Origin of the sequence: Pannonibacter anstelovis, from assembly GCF_036881715.1 — a bacterium.
GTDB lineage: Bacteria > Pseudomonadota > Alphaproteobacteria > Rhizobiales > Stappiaceae > Pannonibacter > Pannonibacter anstelovis.
This window is the reverse complement of sequence record NZ_JBAKBF010000004.1, coordinates 226,258-245,780: the sequence shown is the minus strand read 5'-3', so window position 1 is coordinate 245,780 and position 19,523 is coordinate 226,258. Positions and strand designations below refer to the sequence as shown.

The 19,523-nt window shown below is 63.6% G+C and carries 19 protein-coding genes; 7 read left to right on the top strand and 12 right to left on the bottom strand.

What is annotated here, in order from left to right; all coding sequences use genetic code 11:
- The first annotated feature begins 36 nt into the window (after nt 1-36).
- The 6 genes from V6L75_RS08705 (at nt 37) to V6L75_RS08680 (ending at nt 6,064) form a co-directional block, all read left to right on the top strand.
- Complete coding sequence (locus V6L75_RS08705) at nt 37-1,119, top strand: ABC transporter ATP-binding protein (RefSeq protein ID WP_334251110.1); 1,083 nt, start codon at nt 37-39, stop codon at nt 1,117-1,119.
- Nucleotides 1,120-1,132: 13 nt separating this feature from the next.
- The gene (locus V6L75_RS08700; protein ID WP_334251109.1) at nt 1,133-2,203 is read left to right on the top strand and encodes an ABC transporter ATP-binding protein; all 1,071 of its coding nucleotides are present in this window, start codon (nt 1,133-1,135) and stop codon (nt 2,201-2,203) included.
- Nucleotides 2,204-2,206: 3 nt separating this feature from the next.
- The gene (locus V6L75_RS08695; protein ID WP_334251108.1) at nt 2,207-3,076 is read left to right on the top strand and encodes a carbohydrate ABC transporter permease; all 870 of its coding nucleotides are present in this window, start codon (nt 2,207-2,209) and stop codon (nt 3,074-3,076) included.
- Nucleotides 3,077-3,149: 73 nt separating this feature from the next.
- On the top strand, nt 3,150-3,986 hold the full coding sequence (locus tag V6L75_RS08690) for a carbohydrate ABC transporter permease (RefSeq protein WP_425498721.1): 837 nt from the start codon (nt 3,150-3,152) through the stop codon (nt 3,984-3,986).
- Nucleotides 3,987-3,988: 2 nt separating this feature from the next.
- A complete protein-coding gene (locus V6L75_RS08685; RefSeq protein ID WP_334251107.1) occupies nt 3,989-4,273 on the top strand; it encodes a DUF2160 domain-containing protein in 285 nt (94 codons plus the stop codon).
- Nucleotides 4,274-4,339: 66 nt separating this feature from the next.
- Nucleotides 4,340-6,064 carry an ABC transporter substrate-binding protein gene (locus V6L75_RS08680; protein ID WP_334251106.1) on the top strand — a complete coding sequence of 575 codons (1,725 nt, stop codon included), beginning with the start codon at nt 4,340-4,342 and terminating at the stop codon, nt 6,062-6,064.
- Nucleotides 6,065-6,141: 77 nt separating this feature from the next.
- On the opposite strand, the gene V6L75_RS08675 is transcribed toward V6L75_RS08680, so the two are convergent.
- From V6L75_RS08675 to mbhE, 9 genes are read right to left on the bottom strand one after another with little or no spacing between them, the layout of a single operon-like run.
- Nucleotides 6,142-7,497, bottom strand: a complete 1,356-nt coding sequence (locus tag V6L75_RS08675; protein ID WP_334251105.1) for a sigma-54-dependent transcriptional regulator — start codon at nt 7,495-7,497, stop codon at nt 6,142-6,144.
- Nucleotides 7,494-8,942: a sensor histidine kinase gene (locus tag V6L75_RS08670; RefSeq protein ID WP_334251104.1), complete on the bottom strand. Its 1,449-nt coding sequence runs from the start codon at nt 8,940-8,942 to the stop codon at nt 7,494-7,496. Before V6L75_RS08670 ends, V6L75_RS08675 begins: the two co-directional genes overlap by 4 nt.
- A gap of 43 nt (nt 8,943-8,985) precedes the next feature.
- Entirely contained in the window at nt 8,986-10,260 is a 1,275-nt protein-coding gene (gene mnhG / locus V6L75_RS08665; protein WP_334251103.1) for a monovalent cation/H(+) antiporter subunit G, read from the bottom strand.
- Nucleotides 10,260-10,550 (bottom strand): MrpF/PhaF family protein, encoded by a 291-nt coding sequence (locus tag V6L75_RS08660; protein ID WP_334251102.1) that lies wholly within the window; start codon nt 10,548-10,550, stop codon nt 10,260-10,262. The genes mnhG and V6L75_RS08660 overlap by 1 nt, the downstream gene beginning before the upstream one ends.
- Nucleotides 10,547-10,882: a Na+/H+ antiporter subunit E gene (locus V6L75_RS08655; protein ID WP_334251101.1), complete on the bottom strand. Its 336-nt coding sequence runs from the start codon at nt 10,880-10,882 to the stop codon at nt 10,547-10,549. The genes V6L75_RS08660 and V6L75_RS08655 overlap by 4 nt, the downstream gene beginning before the upstream one ends.
- The gene (locus V6L75_RS08650) at nt 10,879-12,384 is read right to left on the bottom strand and encodes a Na+/H+ antiporter subunit D (RefSeq protein WP_334251100.1); all 1,506 of its coding nucleotides are present in this window, start codon (nt 12,382-12,384) and stop codon (nt 10,879-10,881) included. Before V6L75_RS08650 ends, V6L75_RS08655 begins: the two co-directional genes overlap by 4 nt.
- Nucleotides 12,377-12,763, bottom strand: coding sequence for an NADH-quinone oxidoreductase subunit K (locus V6L75_RS08645; RefSeq protein WP_334251099.1), 387 nt, complete (start codon nt 12,761-12,763; stop codon nt 12,377-12,379). The genes V6L75_RS08650 and V6L75_RS08645 overlap by 8 nt, the downstream gene beginning before the upstream one ends.
- On the bottom strand, nt 12,760-13,164 hold the full coding sequence (locus tag V6L75_RS08640; protein WP_334251098.1) for an MnhB domain-containing protein: 405 nt from the start codon (nt 13,162-13,164) through the stop codon (nt 12,760-12,762). Before V6L75_RS08640 ends, V6L75_RS08645 begins: the two co-directional genes overlap by 4 nt.
- Before the next feature lie 6 nt (nt 13,165-13,170).
- Entirely contained in the window at nt 13,171-15,498 is a 2,328-nt protein-coding gene (mbhE, locus tag V6L75_RS08635) for a hydrogen gas-evolving membrane-bound hydrogenase subunit E (RefSeq protein ID WP_334251097.1), read from the bottom strand.
- A 456-nt stretch (nt 15,499-15,954) separates the two neighbouring features.
- Between mbhE and V6L75_RS08630 the strand changes: the two genes are divergently transcribed.
- Entirely contained in the window at nt 15,955-16,956 is a 1,002-nt protein-coding gene (locus tag V6L75_RS08630; protein WP_334251096.1) for a hypothetical protein, read from the top strand.
- A 9-nt stretch (nt 16,957-16,965) separates the two neighbouring features.
- Here the strand turns inward: V6L75_RS08630 and ubiV are convergent, their stop codons facing one another.
- Genes ubiV through ubiT form a run of 3 tightly spaced genes read right to left on the bottom strand, consistent with a single transcriptional unit; the run spans nt 16,966 to nt 19,443 of the window.
- The gene (gene ubiV, locus V6L75_RS08625) at nt 16,966-17,874 is read right to left on the bottom strand and encodes a ubiquinone anaerobic biosynthesis protein UbiV (protein ID WP_334251095.1); all 909 of its coding nucleotides are present in this window, start codon (nt 17,872-17,874) and stop codon (nt 16,966-16,968) included.
- 4 nt (nt 17,875-17,878) lie between these two features.
- A complete protein-coding gene (ubiU, locus tag V6L75_RS08620; RefSeq protein WP_334251248.1) occupies nt 17,879-18,856 on the bottom strand; it encodes a ubiquinone anaerobic biosynthesis protein UbiU in 978 nt (325 codons plus the stop codon).
- Entirely contained in the window at nt 18,856-19,443 is a 588-nt protein-coding gene (ubiT, locus tag V6L75_RS08615) for a ubiquinone anaerobic biosynthesis accessory factor UbiT (protein WP_334251094.1), read from the bottom strand. The genes ubiU and ubiT overlap by 1 nt, the downstream gene beginning before the upstream one ends.
- Nucleotides 19,444-19,523: the final 80 nt, after the last annotated feature.

Below are 19,523 nucleotides of genomic sequence, written 5' to 3'. Positions count from 1 at the left end.
CGCTGGCATCACCAGCACCTTTGGGAGGAGGACGGCATGCTTGAACTGCGCAATGTCTGCAGGAGCGCCGGTGCGACCGAATATATCACCGACGTCTCGATGACACTCGAAAGCGGCTCGCTGAACGTGCTGCTGGGGCCGACGCTGGCGGGGAAGACATCCCTGATGCGGCTGATGGCGGGGCTTGATGTGCCCACATCCGGCACCATCCACATGGGCGGGAAGGATGTGACCGGCGTGCCGGTGCAGCGCCGCAATGTGGCGATGGTCTATCAGCAATTCATCAATTACCCGTCGCTGACGGTTTACGAGAATATCGCCTCGCCCCTGAGGGTACAGAAGAGAGACAAGGCGGAGATTGACCGTTCCGTGCGCTGGGCGGCGGAGCTGATGCGGCTGACGCCCTATCTTGACCGCACGCCGCTGAACCTGTCCGGCGGACAGCAGCAGCGCACGGCGCTCGCCCGCGCCATCGTCAAGAACGCCAGCCTCGTGCTGCTGGACGAGCCTCTGGCCAACCTCGACTACAAGCTGCGCGAGGAACTGCGCGAGGAACTGCCCCGCATATTCGCCGAGACAGGGGCGATCTTTGTCTATGCGACGACCGAGCCGCAGGAGGCGCTGCTGCTGGGAGGCAACACGGCGGTACTGCACGAAGGCCGTGTCGCCCAGTTTGGCCGGACGATCGATGTCTTCCGCTCTCCGGTAAATCTTCGCTCGGCGCGAACTTTTGCAGACCCTCCGCTCAACACGCTGGTGATGGAAAAGCGCGGCGGCCATCTGACCCATCCCTGCGGGTTGTCGGTGCCTTTGCCAGTCTCCCTCTCGCACATTCCTGATGGCGCCTACACCGCAGGCCTGCAGCCGCACCACCTAAGCCTTGGGCGCAAGACGCCTGCCTCCAATCTGGTCGAAGTGCAGGTTCTGGTCACGGAAATCACCGGTTCGGAAAGCTTCATCCACGTGACCTTCGCCGGTCAGGACTGGGTGATCCTGACGGAGGGCGTCGAGGAACATGATCCGGAGGAAATCATCCAGGTCGGGTTCGAGGCATCCGATCTGATGATCTTCGATGCGGATGGCCTCGCCGTCGAGCACAGGGCCGCAAGGGCCGCATAGGGGAGGACGGGACATGGCAGAAATCAGCTTCGACCGCATCCGACACGCCTACCGCCCGAACCCGGAAAAGCCTGAAGACTTCGCCTTGCGCGAAATCAATCATGCCTTCCGTGATGGCGGGGCCTATGCCCTGCTGGGGCCGTCCGGCTGTGGCAAGACGACATTGCTCAACATCATCTCCGGCCTGCTGCATCCCTCGCATGGGCGGCTCAGGTTCGGCGGGCGTGATGTGACGGATCTGTCCACCCAAGACCGCAACATTGCGCAGGTGTTCCAGTTTCCCGTCGTCTACGACACCATGAGCGTTTACGACAATCTCGCATTCCCCCTGCGCAACCGAAAGGTCGAGCCGGGGCTGATCGATGCCAAGGTGCGTGAGACGCTCGAGATGGTCGGCCTGTCCGGCCGGGCGGACCGCAAGGCGCGGCGGCTGACGGCAGACGAAAAGCAGAAGATCTCGCTCGGGCGCGGGCTTGTGCGGGCGGACGTGAATGCGATCCTCTTCGATGAGCCGCTGACGGTCATCGACCCGCATATGAAATGGCAGCTGCGCTCTCAGCTCAAGAAGCTTCACCGCCGTTTCGGCTACACCATGGTCTATGTCACCCATGACCAGACCGAGGCTCTGACCTTCGCCGATGAAGTGGTGGTCATGTACGAAGGGCAGGTGGTGCAGATCGGCACGCCGGCGGAGCTGTTCGAGCGGCCCATGCACACCTTCGTCGGCTATTTCATCGGCTCGCCGGGCATGAACCTGCTGCCTGTTGCCGTGGAAGGCCGCTCTGCCCGCATCGGTGCGCACCAGATCGAGCTTCCGGGCGGCGCGCAAGGACTGCCGCCGGGCAGGACCGATCTCGGTGTGCGGCCGGAATACACCCGCATTTCGGATCAGGGCATTCCGGTGCAAATCCGCAAGGTGGAGGATGTGGGCCGCCGCCGCATCGTGCGCGCGGTTCTGGATGGCCGCGAGATCGCAGCCGTTGCCCACGAGCACGACCCCTTGCCCGCATCGCCCCATGTGCAGTTCGCACCGGGCGGCATCAATCTCTACGCCAATTCCTGGCGTGTCGAGCTGGGAGCCTGACCCATGGAAAAAACCTGGAACAACAAGGCCTGGTTCCTCGTGCTGCCAGTGCTTCTCCTTGTCGCCTTCTCGGCGGTCATCCCGCTGATGACGGTGGTTAACTATTCGGTTCAGGACACGTTCGGCAACAACGAGTTCTTCTGGGCCGGGACGGAATGGTTCAGGGATGTGCTGGCCTCTGACCGTTTCTGGGAGTCTATGGCCCGCAACCTTCTGTTCTCGGCCATTGTTCTCGTGGTCGAGATTCCGCTCGGCATCCTCATCGCCCTCAACATGCCCAAGCGCGGCATTGGTGTGCCGGTCTGCCTGGTGTTCATGTCCCTGCCGCTGCTCATCCCGTGGAATGTAGTGGGTACGATCTGGCAGTTGTTTGCCCGTACGGATGTCGGCCTGTTCGGTTCTGTGATGACCTCGCTCGGCTTCGACTACAACTATGGCCGTGACACCCTGGATGCCTGGTTCACCATCGTCATCATGGACGTGTGGCACTGGACCAGCCTCGTCGTGCTGCTGTGCTACGCCGGGCTCATGTCGATCCCCGATGCCTATTATCAGGCCGCGAAAATCGATGGCGCCTCGCGCTGGAGCGTGTTCCGTTTCATCCAGCTGCCCAAGCTCAACCGGGTGCTCCAGATCGCTATCCTGCTGCGCTTCATGGACAGCTTCATGATCTACACCGAGCCCTTTGTCGTGACCGGCGGCGGGCCGGGAAGCGTCACGACATTCCTGTCCATCGACCTGGTGAAGATTGCCGTCGGTCAGTTCGACCTCGGCCCGGCCTCTGCCATGTCGATCATCTATTTCCTGATCGTGCTGTTGGTGTCCTGGGTGTTCTACACCGTGACCACTCAGCCCGATGAAGACCGCACCTGAGGAGCCCGCCATGACACAGGACACCCAGATGAGACAGGAAAGCCGGGCGGCTCCGGATTATCCGGTCGACGCCATGATCAAGGCGCACAGCATTGCTGCAAGCAGCCGCCCGCGCTCGCTGCGCTGGCTGATCCCGGCCTTCTACATATTGTTTCTGATCATCCCGATTTACTGGCTGGTCAACCTGTCCTTCAAGACGACCAACGAGATCCTGAGCGGGCTCTCGCTGTGGCCGCAGCAGCCGACGCTGCGCAACTACACGGTCATCTTCACGGACCCGGCCTGGTACGAAACCTACTTCAACTCCATGACTTATGTGGTCATGAACACGGTGATCTGCATCGCCGTCGCCCTGCCTGCCGCCTATGCTTTCTCGCGTTACCGGTTTCTGGGCGACAAGCACCTGTTCTTCTGGCTGCTGACCAACCGTATGGCGCCGCCCGCGGTTTTCATTCTGCCCTTCTTCCAGCTCTATTCGGCCTTCGGGTTGATCGACACGCATATTGCCGTGGCGCTAGCGCACTGCCTGTTCAACGTGCCGCTGGCCGTCTGGATCCTGGAAGGCTTCATGTCCGGCGTGCCGAAAGAGATCGACGAGACGGCCTATGTCGACGGCTATTCGTTCCCGCGCTTCTTCGGAAAGATCTTCATGCCGCTGATCGCATCCGGCATCGGTGTCGCAGCCTTCTTCTGCTTCATGTTCTCCTGGGTCGAGCTTCTGATCGCCCGCACCCTCACGACAACCGACGCCAAGCCGATTGCCGCAGCAATGACGCGCACCAGCTCGGCCACGGGCTTCGACTACGGGGTGCTGGCTGCTGCCGGTGTGCTGACAATCATTCCGGGCGCACTGGTGATCTGGTTCGTCCGCAAGCATATCGCCAAGGGCTTTGCACTGGGGAGGGTGTAATCATGATAGATCTCAGCTGGATGGCCTGGACCTGGCAGACGGCCGCGTTCTTCATCCTGATCGGGCTGCTGCTCGCCGGCATGGGCATCTGGGAATATGTCTCGCCCGGCGGCAGCCCGCGCTACGGCATCCTGCGCATGACGACGACGCGCGGTGACCGGCTGTTCATTTCGCTGCTTGGCAGCGCTTTCATCAACATAGCCTGGCTTGGCTTCGGCGGGCCGGACCTGTGGTGGGCTCTCGCACTCTCGGCCGTCTACGCCATCGGCGTATTCCGCTTCGTTTAGCGAGTAGGGACCCGGCGGAGCTCTCTGCCGGGGGGAGTGATGGTGCATACGCTATGGGAGGAAAACATGCGGAAGCACATAATGACATCGGCAAGCCTGCTAGCGCTCGTGCTGGGGGCAGGTCAGGCCCAGGCGGGCATGGACGAGGCAAAGGCGTTCCTTGACAGCGAAATCAAGGACATGTCCGTTCTCGACCGGGCCGCACAGGAAGCGGAAATGCAGTGGTTCGTGGATGCCGCCAAGCCATTCCAGGGTCTGTCGCTGCGCGTTGTCTCCGAAACGATCACCGCCCACGACTATGAGTCCAAGGTTCTGGCACCGGCGTTCGAGCGGATCACGGGCATCAAGGTCAGCCATGATCTGATCGGCGAGGGGGACGTGATCGAGAAGCTGCAGACGCAGATGCAGTCGGGTGACAACATCTACGATGCCTATGTCAATGACTCCGACCTGATCGGCACCCATTGGCGCTACCAGCAGGCCCGCAACCTGACCAAGTGGATGGCGGGCGATGCCAAGGACGTGACGAACCCCGCACTGGACCTCGCGGACTTCATCGGCACCTCCTTCACCACCGCTCCGGATGGCGACCTCTATCAGCTGCCGGACCAGCAGTTCGCGAACCTCTACTGGTTCCGGTATGACTGGTTCAGCGACGAGAAGAACAAGGCCGACTTCAGGGCCAAGTATGGCTATGACCTGGGCGTGCCGGTCAACTGGTCTGCCTATGAGGATATCGCCGAGTTCTTCACCGGGCGCGATATCAATGGCAGGAAAGTCTTCGGCCATATGGATTATGGCAAGAAGGACCCTTCGCTCGGCTGGCGCTTCACTGATGCCTGGCTCTCCATGGCTGGAAACGGCGACAGGGGCATCCCGAACGGCAAGCCGGTGGATGAGTGGGGCATCAAGGTTGATGCCCAGTCCCGCCCGGTCGGGTCCTGCGTTGCCCGTGGCGGCGATACCAACGGGCCCGCCTCTGTCTACTCTGTTACCAAATATCTGGAGTGGTTGAAGAAATACGCTCCGCCGCAGGCGCAGTCCATGACCTTCTCGGAAGCAGGCCCCGTCCCGGCGCAAGGCGACGTGGCCCAGCAGATCTTCTGGTACACAGTGTTCACGGCCGACATGGTCAAGCCGGGCCTTGCGGTGGTGAACGAGGACGGTACGCCGAAGTGGCGCATGGCACCGTCTCCGCACGGCGTCTACTGGAAGGAGGGCATGAAGCTCGGCTATCAGGACGTGGGGGCCTGGACAATCCTGAAATCCACCCCGGATGACCGTGCCAAGGCAGCCTGGCTTTATGCGCAGTTCGTCACGTCCAAGACTGTCGATCTGAAGAAGAGCCATGTGGCAATCAGCTTTGTGCGCCAGTCGACCCTCGATCATCCGAGTTTCACGGAGCGTGCACCGGAGCTTGGAGGGCTTGTGGAGTTCTACCGCTCGCCGGCCCGCCTGCAGTGGTCGCCGACGGGGACCAACGTGCCGGATTATCCCAAGCTGGCCCAGCTGTGGTGGCAGGCCGTCGGTGATGCGGCAGCGGGAACGAAGACCCCGCAGGAAGCGATGGACGCGCTTTGCGCCGAACAGGAAAAGGTCCTGTCCCGTCTGGAACGTGCCGGCGTGCAGGGTGATCTCGGCCCGAAACTGGCTGACGAGCATGACCTTCAGTACTGGCATGAGGATGCGGTGAAGAACGGCAATCTCGCCCCGCAGCTGCCCATCGAAAACGAGAAGGAACAGCCCATCACCGTCAACTACGATGAGCTGGTGAAGAGCTGGCTCAAGTGACCGGGAGCACTCCGGTCTGATGCCTCTGACGGCCAGGATGCTTCCCGCATTCTGGCCGTTGTCTCATCCGGCAGTTCTCAGCCTTCTTTCTCCCGGTTGATGCCAAGGCGGCGCATTTTTTCCCACAAGGTACTGCGGGAGATGCCGAGGCTGGTGGCGGCAGCGCTGGTGGAGCCCTCCGCCTGAGCGAGGGCCGCGATGATATGGGCCTTTTCGGCAGCGTCGCGCACATCGGCAAGCGGGGCGCCCGGTCTGGTGGCAGCTGCAGACGCCTGAGGTGCTGCCGTCTCTTCCGTCTTGACGGCGCCTTCGGGGAAGAGATCTGCCTCCGTCAATGCGCTGCCGCTGCCAAGTGCGACGGCCCGTTCCACCCGGTTGATCAGCTCCCGGAAATTGCCCGGCCATGAGTGCTGCCGTGCAGCTTCTTTTGCGGCCTCGCTCAGCCTTGGTGCGCCAAGGCCCATGCGGGCGGCGGCCTCAGCGGCTAGGCGTTCCAGCAGGGCCGGGATTTCGTCCCGCCGCTCGCGCAGCGGCGGCAGGTTGCAGGTAATCACGTTGATGCGGAACCAAAGATCTTCGCGGAAGGCGCCGCTCATGGCCATGGCTTCCAGATCCTTGTTGGTGGCGCAGACCACCCGCGCCTCGAAACGCCGGTTCTGGTTGGCGCCCAGGCGCCGGAATTCGCGTGTTTCCAGCACGCGCAGCAGCTTCACCTGCAAGGCAGGCGGCAAATCGCCGATCTCGTCGAGAAACAGCGTGCCGTCTTCCGCTTCCTCAAAGAAGCCGCGATGAGCTGCGCCTGCGCCGGTGAAGGCGCCGCGCTCGTGCCCGAAAAGAAGGGAGTCTGCCAGTTCCGCAGGCAGCGCGCCGCAGTTGACCGGCACAAAGGGCTTGCCCTTGCGCGGCCCTGCTTCATGCACATAGCGGGCGGCTACTTCCTTGCCTGCGCCCGTTTCCCCAAGCAGCAGGACCGGCAGATCTATGGCCGCCGCACGGCGCAGGGTGCTGCCGGTCTTTTCCATGACAGGGCTGCCGGAAAAGGGATCGGCGGTGCTGCCTGCCGGGCTGCGGCGGCTGGTGATTGCCTGCAGGGTGTCGACGAGGGCATCGAGATCGAAGGGCTTGCTGACATAATCCAGCGCCCCGTCGCGCACCAGCCGCACTGCCTGGTCGATGTCGCCATAGGCGGTCATGAAGATCACCGGGACCATGCCGGATTGCGCGAAATGCTGCCGCATGACGCTTTCGCCATCGCCGTCCGGCAGGCGGATGTCGGAGAGGATGATGTCCGGCGCATCGCCGCCCAGTGCGGCGCGGGCCTCGCTGGCCGAGCGGGCCCAGCGGACCTTGAAGCCTTCCAGCTCCAGCCGCTGGCGCAGGGAGGCACCAAGGGTCGCGTCGTCCTCGACCACGAGGATGCGGCTTGCTGTCATCTGGCTGCGCTCCCGTTCTCCGCACGGGGCGGCAGGGTCAGCTGCACCGTTGTTCCTGCGCCCTCCTTGCTGCGGATCGACAGGTCCGCGCCGATCCGCGCCACCAGACTGGACACCACCCAGATGCCGATGCTGCGTTCCACCGGCACTTCATCGACCTGGCCGGAAATGATGGCTGCCACCAGTTCCGGCGGCATGCCGGGGCCTTCGTCGCTGACCTTCAGTACAACCGTCTGTGAGGTTGCATCCTGGGACAGGCCTACGGTGACGGTGCCGCCATGCGGGGAGGCGCGCACCGCGTTGAGCATCAGATTGATCAGGATCTGGCGCAGGGCATCCGCATCGGTCATCACCTGCGCCGTCTCATCTAGCTCCCACGCGAGGATGACGCCGGCGCGCCGGGCTTCCGGCGCAATCAGCAGCTCGAGATCCTGAATGTCGCGAGCGCTGAGGAGCTTTGCGCCCGAACGCCGCCGGTAGGTTGACAGGGTGACATCCACGACGCGCCCGATGCTGTCGAGCCCGTTCTCCAGAAAGTCGAGGGTCTCCTTGCGCACCTCTTCCCGCTCGCCAAAGCGCCGCAGGGTGGAAATGCCGTTCTTCAGCCCCGCGAGGGGATTGCGCACCTCATGGGCGATGCTGGCGGCCATGCGGGCCAGCAGCCCGTCCCGCTCCTGCTGGGCAATTTGCTCCAGCATGCTCACCCGCTGGGCTTCGGACTGCTCCCGCAGGGCGAGGGCAGCCTCCAACTGGCGCAGTTCGCCGCCGCGGCGCCATCTGGCAGCGCCGGCTGCATCGGTTTCCTGATCGGCGAGGCGATCGATGAAGCGGTCGAGCGGCATGAGCGCCCGGCGCGTCACCGCATAGGTGGCGAGCGCCGCTATGATGGCAACGAGAATATCTATTCCCAGAGCGACACTTGCCGCCATGCTGGCCGCGTCTTCGAGAGGCGTGGTGTCAAAGGTGGCTGCAAGATAAAGGCGCCGGTCCTCAAGGGGATAACTGCGGGCGATCAGCAATACGGGCCGGTCCGGCACGCTGGTGAGGCTGACACCTTCCGGCCCGAGCGTCTGAGCTTCGCTGAGCGCCTGATCCAGCAGGTCAGCGTCCGTTTCCGTCAGCACCGCCGTGCGGATGGTGCCAGTCCTGTCCGTCCACCGGGCCGCCATGCCCTGTTCAAGCAGTGCAGTGCGGAAGGTGAGGGAGGCCACCAGCTGGGCGGCAACTGCTTCTTCCGTATCCTTGCCCTTGATTTCAGCTGCGATATGTCCGGCCACAGCATCCAGAAACACAAGCGCCTGATCCCTGAGGCCGGTCTCGTTGCTGGAACGCAGCACCATCACGCCAATCTGGGTCGTGCCCACCGCCACGACGAACATGGCGATGGCCACAAACAGGGGCAGGGTTAGGGACAGAGGCAGCTTTGATCGCAAAGGTGTCGTCATGTCCAACTGCAATAGCCCAACCACAAGCCGGCGTACCAGAGCTTTATGCCGGTGCGCTGGTCTGCGGCTCCATGATCAGCACGTCGCTTTCCAGTCCCGGTGCGATGCGCTCACGCCAGGGCGTGCCGTACCAGCTGGTCCGCAGCGGCCGCGGCGTGTGACCGAGTATGACGGCACGCACGTCCTCCGTCCCCACGGGGATCGAACAATCATCGCCGTTCGCAGCCAGCTGCAAGTAGTCGCAGCCAAAGCGCCGGGCGACGCCCGCAAGATGGGAGGGGCTGCCAGGCCGGCTGGTGACATGGACAAGCTTCGTCACATCCCACAGGCCGCTGAGCAGGGCCCATTCCGTAAGGGCAGACAGGTGTTCTTCGCCGCAGTCGCGCACCACGATTGTGCGGGCGCTTTCTGGTAAGGCTTTGCCGGAGGTGTAGAGAACCGGGCCGCGGTGGCACGACGGCAGCCGCAGCAACCCGTCCGGATCCCAGGTGGTCAGGTCCCTGCGCCCCTCTGCCTGATGATGGAACCAGCCCTTGCAGGGCAGAACCAGCAGCGTCCGGCCCGGTGCCTCCGAACATGTGAGCAGCTGCTCGGGATCACCTTCGTCATAGACAAGCACCGGCTCGGACCCGGTTCGCAGGGTGCAAGCCTTCAGAGCAAGCAGCGCCCGGCTGGCCCTGTCGCGGATCTGCCTGCGCATCTGTGCCTGTTCACTGGCGGCAGCAATGGCGTGTGTGTCGATCAGGACATGGGCTGTCAGGCTGGTGCCGTTGCCTTTGGCAATTGAGCAGGCCCGTTCGGCAGGCGGCTGCACTTCACCGTCGATCACGGCAAAACGGACAGCTTGCAGGGCCGGCAGTGGCTTCAGGGCACCTCTGGGTTCCACAAGATGGCGGAACGGAGCTGACGCCTGGCGTTCGTCTGGCCCGGCCTTGCGTGCACCAGATGGCTGGTTGGGGGGCCATTTGATGCGCTCATCCAGCGGATGCGGGGCCCGGCGGAGGACGCCTTCAAGCGCATCACCACCCGCCAGCGCCAGCCGGGCACCGGAGACATAGGCCGCACGGCCCAGCAGATGGCCCGCGACCGGCACGGTCAGCAGCAGGAAGAGCAGCGTCAGCAGGCCCAGAACCACGGCATCCATTTCGCCATGGCTGAGGATACTGCCCAGCAGCACGAGGCCTGCGCCCAGAGTTCCGGCTTTGGTGGCGGCATGCATGCGCTGGAACGGGTCCGGCAGCCGGATGACACCAAGGGCCGCGATGCAGAGAAAGATGACGCCTGTGAGTTTCAGCAGGACAGAAAGCAGCATGAGCATCACTTGTCTCCCTTCTTCTTTTCAAGCAGCGCTGACAGCGAGCATGTGGCGAGGAAGCCGATCAGTGCGATGCCGAAGGCGATATCCAGAAATTCCCTCCGGCCGGTGCTTGCCATCGTCAGCGCGGCGATGGCAACCGCGATGCCCGTCAGCATGTCCAGCGCGACGAACCGGTCGGCGTAGCCAGGGCCGGTGATCATGCGGATGGCGGCAAGCGTCAGGGGCACCATCAGGATGGCGATCAGGATGGTGGCGAAGAGGGTCAGGTAGCTGTCCAGAAACTCGATCATCTTTCAATCTCCTTGATGCGCTTCTCGAATGTCTCCTTGATGCTGTCCTTCACCGCTTCCGGGTCCGGCGCATTGAGGACGTGCACATAGAGGGTGGAAAGGTCCTCACTGACGTGCAGCGAGGTGGTGCCCGGTGTCAGGCTGACGCAATTGGCCAGCGTGGTAACCCCCGCGCGGCTGCGCAGGTTCACCGGAATGGCGAGGATGGCGGGCTGCAAGGCCGAGCGGCTGCCCAGCACCTGACGGGCCACCGTGAAGGACGAGACGACCAGCTCCCTGAGGAAGACCGCCCCGAGAACGGCAGACTGGCCGATGCGTATGGCGAGGGTCATGGCGTCACTCCTGCGGTTTTGGGCTCGGTATCGAAGGCGCTGATGAATTCTGCCGGGTTGCCCATGCTGTCTCCGGCAAGGTTCGAGAAGGCGATCAGCGGCTCGGGGTTGAAGCCGATGGCCAGAGTGACGGCGGCCAGCATCACGATTGGGGCCACCATTGCCAGCGGCACCGGGCGGGCCTTGAGCTTGCGCACCGGCTCCTTCCAGAAAGCCTCGATCCAGATCTTGCTCATGGAGAAGATCGTCAGCAGGCCGACAAACAGCGCAACGGCGGCGAGCCATGCCGCATCATTCTGGAAGGAGGCATCGACCACCATGAATTTTGCCCAGAAGCCCGACAGCGGCGGAATGCCGGCCAGCGACAGGGCGGGGATGGCGAACAGCACCGCCAGCAGCGGCGAGGACTTCATCAGCCCGCCGGACTTGCGCAGGTCGAAGGACCCGGTCGCCCGGTGGATGGCGCCAGCAATGAAGAACAGGTTCGCCTTCACCACGATGTGGTGGATGATGTAGAAGACCGCGCCTGCCAGCGCGAGCGGCGTTGCGATGGCGAGGCCCAGCATGATGTAGCCGATCTGGCTGATGATGTGGAACGACAGGATGCGCCGCACGTCCCATTGCACCGCCGCACCAAAGACGCCGAACAGCATGGTTCCTGCGGCAAAGAAGGCCATCAGCGGCTTCAGGGTGCCGTTATCCACCTCGAACAGCAGGGTGAAGACGCGGAACAGCGCATAAACGCCGACCTTCGTCAGCAGGCCTGCGAATACCGCCGAAACGATGATCGAGGCCGTGTGATAGGAGGCGGGCAGCCAGAAGAACATCGGGAAGAACCCGGCCTTGATGCCGAAGGCCAGCAGGAACATCATCGCCGACAGGTTCAGTGCCGCCGAAGCCTCCGTACGGGGAAGTACGGTGGCAAGATCCGCCATGTTCAGCGTGCCGGTGGCGCCATAGAGCAGGCCAACGGCCATCAGGAACAGGATGGTGGAGAAGAGGTTCAGCACCGCATACTTGATTGCCCCATCGATCTGAGCCCGCGTGCGGTCCAGTGTGATCAGGCCGAGCGTTGCGATCAGCATCACTTCAAACCAGACATAGAGGTTGAAGATATCGCCGGTCAGGAAGGCGCCATTGACGCCGGTCATGAGGCCGAGGAACAGCGGATAGAAACCCGAGCGGATCTGCCGCTGGCGCAGGTCGGCAAGGGCAAAGACCAGTGCACACAGGGCCAGCAGGCTTGCGATCACCGCCATGGCAGCGCTGAACCTGTCTGCGGCAAAGACGATGCCGAAGGGCGGAGCCCAGCCGCCAAAGGCCTTGGTCAGAATGGCGCCGGTCATCGTCTCGCGCAGCACCAGAACGGAGGCGGCGAGCGTCAGCGTGATACCGGCGAGTGCCACGGCACGCTGGAGCGAGGGCCAGGCATGCAAGGCTGCGGCCAGAGCGGCAGCCGCCAGCGGCAGGATGACGGGCCAGAGGAGCAGTGTGTCAGCCATTGCGGGTGGCCTCCTTGTCAAAGGGCGAGCCCAGCTCTTCGGCAGCATTCTGCTCGTCGGTGAAGACGGAGCCGAGCGCCGAGTGGGCCTTGAGCACGAGGGCTGCGGCAAAGGACACCAGCGCAAAGCCGATGACGATAGCGGTGAGGATCAGCGCCTGCGGCAAAGGGTTGGCGGCGCCGGAGGCAAGCACCTGGGCCCCCTTCTCGATGATCGGCGGGGCGGTGAACTGCAGTCCGCCGGCCACAAAGATCAGCAGGTTGACGGCCGCCGACAGCAGCACGACGCCGAACAGGATGCGCATGACGTGCCGCGACAGCAGCAGGTAGACGCCAGCGCCCATCTGGGCCGATATGGCAAGAGCGTAGATGAGGCTCACTGTTCCACTCCCTCATAAAACCGGAAAACCAGCGACAGCACGCCGCCGATGACGACCAGGAAGACGCCGATGTCGAAGATTGTGGCCGTGCCCACGTGGGTGGAACCGAGGCTCGTCCACCAGTGGGTCAGATAGGAGCCATCCGACAAGAGGCCGGGCAGGCCGCTGATGAAGGACAGGGTGAGGCCAAAGCCCATCAGCACCACGGGGTGGACCATCAGTGCGCGGCGGGCCGCTGCGACATTGTCGGCGAGCGCCAGCATGGCAAAGCCGAGAGCGGCGAACAGCCCGCCGATGAAGCCGCCGCCGGGTTCGTTATGGCCACGGAACAGCATGTAGAGCGATGCGGCCAGCAGCAGCACGAAGACAAGGCGTGACATGGTTGAGAAGATGACGGACATGAGCGTTTACTCCTTGGTGCGCGCAGGCTTGAGGGCGCCGCGCAGCAGGCCCCAGGCTGCAATGGTGGCAAGGGCGACGACCGTGATTTCGCCGAGCGTGTCGATGGCGCGGTAGTCGACGAGGATGACGTTGACGACGTTGCGGCCATAGGCTTCGAGGTAACTGGTTTGGCCGAAATACTCGGACAGGCGCATGTCCACCGGGGTGACGCCGAGCGAGGCGAGGGCGATGAACATCATCACCGCAAAGCCGGCGGCGATCATTCCGTCCCGGCGCCTTTCGCCGGCACTGCGCGAGTGGCGGCGGCGGGCGGGCAGGCGGATCAGAACCGCCGTCATCAGGATGACGATCAGCGTTTCCACGGCCGTTTGCGTCAGGGCCAGATCCGGGGCGCCGTTGAGCATGAACACCACCGCAGAACCGAAACCGGAGATGCCCGCTGCCACCAGCCCCGCGATCAGAGAGCGCATGAAGATCGTGGCAATGGCGCCAGCTGCCGTCAGCAGCAGCACCAGCACGACGGAAATGCGCAGGTTGCCCTCGCTGGCGAGGAAGTCGCTCGAAGGGGCGGCGAAGAAGGCGATGGCCAGCCCTGCAATCACCGTCAGCATCACGATGGAGGTGTAGCGGTGCTGGTCGCCGTTCTGCAGCATCCGCGTGGACAGACGCGCAGCCCCCAGAACGCCGTTGAGGGCCTTCTGATAGAACCGGTCCCCCATCCAGGCATAGAACCGGTCATAGTGGCGCAGCGTGGCGTGTATGCGGGTCCATTGCAGCAGGATCACCGCGCCAATGGCGATGACGAGCGCCGACAGGAACAGCATCGGCGTTAGCCCGTGCCACAGCTTGAACGAGACGTCGAGCGGCTCGCCATAAAGGGCGGAAGCGGCCGGGCCAATCAGCCAGTTGCCAGCCGGAGCCGGGATGAGGCCGATAAGCACGCCGCCAGAGGCCAGCAGAAGGGGACCGGCCAGCAGGCCCGGCGTTTCCCCATGATGTGCCTCGCTGCGGTGTTCGGTCTTGAAATAGAACGGGCGCAGCGACACCACACCGGCGACGCCCACCATGACCGCGTTGACAAGCACGGCAGCGGCGACCGGCAGCACATTCCAGTCACTGGCAAGCTGCGCCTCGAACAGATATTCCTTCGAAATGAAACCGGCGAAGGGTGGCAGGCCGGCCATCGACAGGCTGGCCAGCACGGCAGCGACAGCCGTTACCGGCAGGAACCGGGCGAGCCCGCCCATCCGGTGCAGGCTGGTTTCGCCCGTGGCATGAATGGCCGTGCCAGCGCAGAAGAACAGCGCCGCCTTGTAAAGCGCATGGGTCAGGATGAAGCCAACTGTCGCCACGGCGGCGACTTCACCGGTCAGGCCGATCAGCATCACCAGAATGCCGAGTGATGCGACGGTGGACTGGGCCAGAACGGCCTTGAAGCCTTCGGCCCGCAGCGCCTGCAGGGCGGCGATGATCATCGTCAGCGAACCGATGATGACAAGCGTATGCCCGAAGGCAGGCATTCCGGCGAAAACCCCGTCAAACCGCGCCAGCAGAAACACGCCCAGCTTCACCATCGTGGCCGAATGCAGATAGGCAGAGGCCGGAGTCGGCGCGGTCATGGCGTTGGGCAGCCAGAAGTGGAACGGGAACTGCGCGCTCTTGGTGAAGGCGCCAATCATGATCAAAACTGCGATCGTTCCGGCCCAGGGGCTTGCCACGAGCTCGCCGGAGCGGGCGAGAATCTCCGTGAAGGAGAAGGTGCCCATCGTCATGCCGATGACGAGAATGCCGGCAAACAGCACCAGCCCGCCGCCGCCGGTGACGATGAGCGACTGAAGCGCCGCCTTGCGGGAAGCTTCCTTGTGGCCGTCAAAGCCGATGAGCAGGAAGGAGGCGAGGCTCGTCAGTTCCCAGAAGACGAACATGACGATGAGATTGTCGGAGAGCACCGTGCCCAGCATCGCCGTCATGAACAGGAGGATGAGGCTCAGGAAACGGCCCGTCTCCGAGTGCGGCTTTCCGGCGAAATAGGCACCGGCATAGATCACCACCAGCGTCCCGATGCCGCTGATCAGCAACCCGAACAGCAGCGAGAAGCCATCCAGCCGGAATGCCAGCTCCACGCCCAGCGACGGCACCCAGGCCAGCTGCGCCGTCAGCGCCCCGCCAGATGCCACCTGTCCCGCCTGCATCAGGAGTGAGGCGAAGATGGCAAGGGGTATGAGACACATCACCCAGCTGATCGCCCGTCCCAGAATTGGCGCCGCAGGTCGGGCAATCACTGCGCCCGCCAATGCGGCAAGTATGCTCCACTCAAAGCTCACGGCTTGCATCCTCCTGCTGTTTGCCAATGATTTGGCAAGAGGCGTGCCAGCCGGTTTTTGCGTTTGATATCAACGCTCCGTGAGCTTTGCCGCATCGGATCGTCCGGATTTCCGGACGCCATTCGCAGAACCTGTCCGGAAATCCGGACGGGCAGCCGGGGCCTGAAAGGGGCCTGCAAACCTATCGGGTGCCGGCCCGCAAGGTTCGCGCATGAGAGAGCGTGCACAACTGCATGTGCTGCTGCGCTGCGGTTTTGCCATTCTGCATTGTGGCGGATGATCCCTTGGTATAAATGACGTGCCTCTGGCGCTCTGCAGATCTGATCCGGATTGTTTGTGTCACTGCAGGGACCAGTGTCCGTCATCAGGCGCTGTGTTCGCCTGACGGGTCTTGAGTGGGCAGATTCTGGAGTTCCCGACGTGAGCCGCCTTGTTTCAGATGATCGTCCTGGCACGCAGGTCAGGATGCTCGTTTACATCCTCCTTGCTTATGCTGTTTACGTCCTGTTTTCCCGTATCCCATTGCCCGGCTTGGCGCCATTTGTGCGGGACCGGGTGCTGACGGGGGATAACGATGTGCAGCGCATGTCGCTGATCGCTCTCGGTCTCATCCCGATCATGACGGTTCTCATCTATGCAGAGATTCTGAAAGTCCTCTTTCCCTCCTTCATGGCCGCTGGCGAAAAGTCGCGGTTTTACGGCCCGGTCATCGGCATTCTGGTAATCGGAATGACGCTGCTGCAGGGGGAGGGAATTCTGCAGGTTTTCACGGCCATGGGGTATCTGGACGGCGGGCAGGTGATGAATTTGGCAGGCCTCGCCAGTTTTGCCGGTGTCTCGCTGCTGCTGTACTGGTTTGAAGGGAGGATCCGGCTGCCGGGGCTGGACAGCGGCATTTGGGTTCTGCTGGCCATTCCCGCCTTTGCAACCCTGTTCAGCTGGCTGCCTCAGGCTCTGGCCCTCTCGCGGCACGGGCTGCCCCTCGGCACATATACCGTGGCCGCAGCCTATATGGCGGCCGTGATTGTGCTCGCGGCCGGTGCCTGCTTGCTGCTGTCCGCCGGTTCGAAACGGCCCGATGCCCTCAGGATGCTGCTCTGGCCGCCGGTTCTCGCCAATGGTATTCTGGTATATCTGGGGCCGTTGGTGATGGTGTTGCTGCCTGAGACGCACCAGTACGAGCCTGCGGCGTGGACGCTCATTGAGGTGGCCCTGCTCGTGCCGCTCATGGCAGCCTTCGTCTTTGGTTATTGCCGCATTTACGGCAAGGGCACGAGTGCAGACGGCAAGCCCGCACTCTACCCTGTCATGCTTGCCGTTCCGGTTTTCGCGGTGCAGGTCTTTATTTTCGCCGGTTCCAAGCTCCTCAATGTGTTTGCCGAGCTGCCGGTGATGGTCGAAGGCTACATGCTGACAGTCTGTGCCGCCGTCATGTTCAGCCTGCTGCAATTGCTCCACCGGGCCTGAGATTTTGTCTCAAACCTGCGCGTGAAGGGGATTGCCGGACCATGAAACACCGGCGGCCCCTTCCAGAAAGCCGTCGCAGAAGGCGCCGCCCGGCGCATGGGGCAGGGCCTTGGCGCTCATCTCCTCTGCGCTGATGCGCCCTTGCACCAGATCATCGAACAGGCTGATCACCTCGAAGAAGCCTTGCGTCTGCGGCGAAAGCCTGAGGCCGCTCACGCCCGCGCTCTTCAGGCGCGGCAGAGTGTGGGCCATGTTGGCGCATTGGGCCGAGAGCGTCTGCACGCCGTTGATGGCCAGAAACTCCTGCCCGTCCAGCGTATCCACCGCCAGCCCATCCGGATCATCGGCGCAGACGAACTGGCACTGATCCTTGGCCCGGTCGTGGTAACGCGCATGATAGCACCGGCCGGAGATGGCCAGCGGCAGGCGGCCCCAGCCCCAGACCTCCACCGGCACCGGGCCAGCCGCCGCAGCCAGCCGCTCCACCGATGCCATCGGCAGTTCCGGCGGCAGGCAGAAGCGGACGGCACCGCGTGCCTTCAGGAAGGCCACGGTTCCCTCGTTATAGACGTTGATCAGCGGCCCTGCCGAAAAGGCCGCGCCTTCCGGCAGGTGGGCGAGGGCGGTGATGTCATTCACCTCCACCTCAAGGCCCATGTCTGCCAGTTCTGCCGTCTGCTTGCGCTCGCGCTTCAGGGTAACCAGCGCAAGGCTTGTCACGGCCACCACCTTGCCGCCTGCCTGCAGCCGTTCGATGGCCTCCGGCAGACGCATCTGATAGAAGGGCAGGCGCTTGGAACAGACCAGCTCACCGATGACGACACGCTTCACACCCGGTGTTTCAGCCAGCTTTGCATAGAAATCACTCCACGCCGCAGCATCCCAGAAGCCCATCACCGGGCCAACCGTCAGCTCCATCCTGTCATCTCCAGATCTTGTTATAGGCTCCGGCGGTGGAGCTTTGGCCCTCAGTCAGCTGCGCCAGCATGCCTGCGGGCACAGGGCGGCCTGCTTCCAGCGCCTCCACGGCGGCGCGGAAGTTGCACACCACCTGCGACACATAGGCCCGCGACCGCTGGCGGCCCTCGATCTTCAGCGCCGAAACCCCGGCCCGCGCCAGCGCGGGCAGCAGTTCGGAGGCATCAAGGCTTGCCGGGTCCTCGAAGACATAACCCGTGCGTTCGCCCACCTTGAAACAGCCCTTGCACAGGGTGGGGTAGGGGGCAGCTTCCCCCTTGGCCGAGCGGTGAATGGTGTAGCCGCCCAGCCTCGCGGCCAGATCCTGGCCCTCTTCGGCATAGTCCACATGGCTTGCGGGCGAGCAGACGCCGTTCATGTTGGGTGAGCGGCCGGTGATGTAGGACGACAGGGAGCAGCGCCCCTCCGCCATCACGCAGAGCCCGCCGAAGATGAACACCTCCGTCTCGACGCTGATCTCCCGGTTGATGGCGGCGATTTCCTCCACGCTCAGCACACGCGGCAGCACCACCCGCTTCACATCAAAGGTGTCTGCATAGAAGTTGATGACATCGGGGTTTGCGGCTGCCGCCTGAACAGAGAGATGCCGCCGCAGATTGGGATGCCGTTCTGCCGCGTAGGCGATGAGGCCGAGATCGGCGAGGATCACTGCATCGGCGCCTGCCTGTTCAGCGTCAGCGACGGCACGGTGCCACAGGCCTTCATCCCCGGCGCGGGGGAAGGTGTTGATCGCCACCAGAACCTTGGCCCCGCGTGCATGGGCGTAGGCCACACCCGCCGCCAGCTCCTCGCGGGAGAAATTGAGGCCGGGGAAGTTGCGGGCATTGGTGTCATCGGCAAAGCCGCAATAGATGGCATGGGCGCCTGCATCTGTGGCAGCTCTCAGGGCTGCAGGCGTTCCGGCAGGGCAGACGAGTTCCATCACCGGAAAGCCTCCATGGGGGCCGGGCGGCTCAGAGGCACGCCGGTCATGGACTGCAGCAGGGCAATCATCCGGCTAGCGGCTCCTGCGAGCGGACCGGTGAGGCGGGCGATTTCCGCACCCAGATCCAGCTCTGCGTCATCAATGGCATTGCGCAGGGCAAGGGCCGCCGAAGTGTCGCCCTCGATGGTGAGATCTCGGGAGAAGAACAGCGCATCCCCGTCCCAGACCCCATGCACCAGCCCGACAAGCGCCGCCAGCTTGCCGGTGATGCGGGCATCGGCGGCGGGCGGGGTGGCATGCAGGGTGATGGTCAGCGGCTCCTGCGACAGGTCCATCAGGAAGGTCAGCGGAACGTCGCTGGCCGTCAGCGCGAAGCGGCAGTGGCGGTAGGTGCCGAGCCGGGTCATCAGGCCGGGATGGCGCGCCACGATCTGCCGCGCCGCGCCCGTCAGCACGAAAGCCGCAGGAGCGGCAGGGGCAAGCCGTAATCCGAGCGCCAGAAACGGCGGAATTGCGGGAATGGAACCGGGCGCGCCCGCGCTGGGGCTGTTGTCCTGGGTGCTATTGGGACCTGAAGGGATCATGCGGGGCTCCGTCTGTCGCGTTGCCCGGCACCATAGGCAGGGCAACCGGCGCTGTAGTTGATGCGCATCAACTCCAGCGG

Excerpts from the sequence above, each read along its gene's own strand:
- V6L75_RS08705 (WP_334251110.1), top strand. The coding sequence starts at position 37 with ATGCTTGAACTGCGCAATGTCTGCAGGAGCGCCGGTGCGACCGAATAT.
- V6L75_RS08700 (WP_334251109.1), top strand. The coding sequence starts at position 1,133 with ATGGCAGAAATCAGCTTCGACCGCATCCGACACGCCTACCGCCCGAAC.
- V6L75_RS08695 (WP_334251108.1), top strand. The coding sequence starts at position 2,207 with ATGGAAAAAACCTGGAACAACAAGGCCTGGTTCCTCGTGCTGCCAGTG.
- V6L75_RS08690 (WP_425498721.1), top strand. The coding sequence starts at position 3,150 with ATGATCAAGGCGCACAGCATTGCTGCAAGCAGCCGCCCGCGCTCGCTG.
- V6L75_RS08685 (WP_334251107.1), top strand. The coding sequence starts at position 3,989 with ATGATAGATCTCAGCTGGATGGCCTGGACCTGGCAGACGGCCGCGTTC.
- V6L75_RS08680 (WP_334251106.1), top strand. The coding sequence starts at position 4,340 with ATGCGGAAGCACATAATGACATCGGCAAGCCTGCTAGCGCTCGTGCTG.
- V6L75_RS08675 (WP_334251105.1), bottom strand. The coding sequence starts at position 7,497 with ATGACAGCAAGCCGCATCCTCGTGGTCGAGGACGACGCGACCCTTGGT.
- V6L75_RS08670 (WP_334251104.1), bottom strand. The coding sequence starts at position 8,942 with ATGACGACACCTTTGCGATCAAAGCTGCCTCTGTCCCTAACCCTGCCC.
- mnhG (WP_334251103.1), bottom strand. The coding sequence starts at position 10,260 with ATGCTCATGCTGCTTTCTGTCCTGCTGAAACTCACAGGCGTCATCTTT.
- V6L75_RS08660 (WP_334251102.1), bottom strand. The coding sequence starts at position 10,550 with ATGATCGAGTTTCTGGACAGCTACCTGACCCTCTTCGCCACCATCCTG.
- V6L75_RS08655 (WP_334251101.1), bottom strand. The coding sequence starts at position 10,882 with ATGACCCTCGCCATACGCATCGGCCAGTCTGCCGTTCTCGGGGCGGTC.
- V6L75_RS08650 (WP_334251100.1), bottom strand. The coding sequence starts at position 12,384 with ATGGCTGACACACTGCTCCTCTGGCCCGTCATCCTGCCGCTGGCGGCT.
- V6L75_RS08640 (WP_334251098.1), bottom strand. The coding sequence starts at position 13,164 with ATGTCCGTCATCTTCTCAACCATGTCACGCCTTGTCTTCGTGCTGCTG.
- mbhE (WP_334251097.1), bottom strand. The coding sequence starts at position 15,498 with ATGCAAGCCGTGAGCTTTGAGTGGAGCATACTTGCCGCATTGGCGGGC.
- V6L75_RS08630 (WP_334251096.1), top strand. The coding sequence starts at position 15,955 with ATGCTCGTTTACATCCTCCTTGCTTATGCTGTTTACGTCCTGTTTTCC.
- ubiV (WP_334251095.1), bottom strand. The coding sequence starts at position 17,874 with ATGGAGCTGACGGTTGGCCCGGTGATGGGCTTCTGGGATGCTGCGGCG.
- ubiU (WP_334251248.1), bottom strand. The coding sequence starts at position 18,856 with ATGGAACTCGTCTGCCCTGCCGGAACGCCTGCAGCCCTGAGAGCTGCC.
- ubiT (WP_334251094.1), bottom strand. The coding sequence starts at position 19,443 with ATGATCCCTTCAGGTCCCAATAGCACCCAGGACAACAGCCCCAGCGCG.